Here is a 2133-nt window from a genome sequence, read left to right as displayed (position 1 = left end):
CTTATTTTGCTTACCTTCGCTGCCTAAATTTTAATTGTAATTTCAATGGACAGAAATTCGGTCATTGGTTTTAGCTTACTGGGTTTGTTGCTGGTAGGGTACATCTTTTTCAATACCAGACAACAGCATGCAGCAGAGTTAGAGAAAGCTCGTCAGGATTCTATCGCTGAAGCGAACAAACCTAAGGTAAACACAGATACCACTGCCTCCTATGCCACCAACGCAGGTGCGCCTGATTCCACCAGGCTGGCAGGCCAATACGGCGCCTTTGCAGGTGCTGCTACCGGTACTGCACAGAAAGCCGTTCTGGAAAACAAAGTGCTGAAAATCACATTCTCCAGTCAGGGGGGACAACCTGAAACTGTAGAACTGAAAGCTTTCAAAACATTTGAGGGCACTCCTTTATTACTGGCAAACAGTTCTTTTAACCGCATCTCAATGCAGGTGCCGGCTAATAACAATACATTATTGAATACTGCGGACCTTTTCTTCACCGGTGGCAATGTACAGCAGCTGGCAGATGGTAGCCAGTCAGTGGTATACCGCCTGGCGACCAGCAACCCTGGTCAGTACCTGGAGTTTGTGTACACCCTGAAGCATGATAGCTACGCAGTAGATTTCGATATTCACGCAGTAGGCCTGGAAAGTGTGATTCCAGCTGGTCAGAAAACATTGGCCCTCCAGTGGGATAATGAAAATGACAAGCAGGAGCAGGATATGACGAACGAGCGTATGAACAACCAGGTACACTACAAAACGGCTGATGGTAAGCATGATTACTTTACCCTGCAGCGTACTGCTCATAAAGACCTGGAAAGCAAAATCCAGTGGTTGAGCGTAAAGCAACAGTTCTTCAACACGACTTTCATTGCTAAGAAGGATAAGAGCTTCGAGAATGTGGATGTAAATACCAAAGTACCTGAAAGCGGCAATATCGTAGGCCAGACTTTCGCTACTTTGCAGATCCCTTACGACAGAGCACATGACTTTAGCTTCCCGATTGAAATCTATTACGGTCCTAACCATTATAAGACCTTAAAATCGTATGATATCGGCCTGGAAAATATCATCCCATTGGGTACAGGTATCTTCGCTTTCGTAAAATATGTGAACAAGTGGGTGATCATCCCTGTGTTCAACTTCCTGAGCGGATTTATTCATAACTATGGTGTGATCATCATTCTGCTCACCCTCTTCATTCGTTTGCTGATAGCACCGTTTACTTACCAGAGCTATGTATCTTCGGCGAAGATGAAGGTGCTGAAGCCTGAGATCGACGAACTGCGTAAAAAGCATGGCGACGACCAGCAGGCATTCGGTATGGATCAGATGAAACTGTTCAAGAGTGCAGGTGTGAATCCTTTAGGAGGTTGTTTACCAGCAGTGATGCAGTTGCCGATCCTGGTTGCGATGTATAGCTTCTTCCCGTCTTCCATCGAATTGAGACAGGAGAGTTTCCTGTGGGCGAAAGACTTGTCAACCTACGATTCTATTCTGAATCTGCCGTTCAATGTTCCGTTCTATGGTAACCATATCAGCTTGTTCACCCTGCTGATGACGGCTACGAGTTTGATGCTGGCGTTCAATAACCGTGGTATGGCTGATCAAAGCAATCCGGTGATGAAGTATATGCCATACATCTTCCCGATCATGCTGTTGGGCATTTTTAACAAACTGGCATCCGCACTGACATTCTATTATTTCCTGTCAAACGTGATCAGTATCCTCCTGCAGTGGGTGATACAGAAGTTTATCATCAATCATGATAAGATTCACGCACAGATCCAGGAGAATAAGAAGAAGCCGGCTTCGAAGAGTAAGTGGCAGGAGCGGCTGGAGGATATGCAGAAGCAGCAGCAAGGCAGAAAAGGAAAATAAGAAAATTGATATAAAAAAAGGGGCCTTCCATTTGGAGAGGCCCTTTTTTTATGCTTTCTACCCATCCAGATTACATGTTTTTTTCATGAAGTTGTTTACACTTTTTGAAGGAAAAAAAGGAAGTCCCAGGAATTAAGGATTTTTGTTTTAGCAAATAAAAACGAATAATTCTGGGACTCATAGACGAAGATAAGATACGAGATTGGATTTTACCACATTTAAGCAAAGGCAAAAGAGGCTTTAAGGCCAGGATAG

General features: G+C 44.3%; 1 protein-coding gene. It reads left to right on the top strand.

Annotation, left to right across the window (positions count from 1 at the left end):
* The first annotated feature begins 45 nt into the window (after positions 1–45).
* Positions 46–1878 (top strand): membrane protein insertase YidC, encoded by a 1833-nt coding sequence (gene yidC / locus BW716_RS30040; RefSeq protein WP_179091335.1) that lies wholly within the window; start codon positions 46–48, stop codon positions 1876–1878.
* Positions 1879–2133: the final 255 nt, after the last annotated feature.

This window comes from [Flexibacter] sp. ATCC 35208 (genome assembly GCF_001975825.1).
Lineage (GTDB): Bacteria > Bacteroidota > Bacteroidia > Chitinophagales > Chitinophagaceae > Chitinophaga.
Note: the sequence above shows the minus strand (reverse complement) of the source record. Positions and strands in the feature narration are given on the sequence as shown.

Excerpts from the sequence above, each read along its gene's own strand:
- yidC (WP_179091335.1), top strand. The coding sequence starts at position 46 with ATGGACAGAAATTCGGTCATTGGTTTTAGCTTACTGGGTTTGTTGCTG.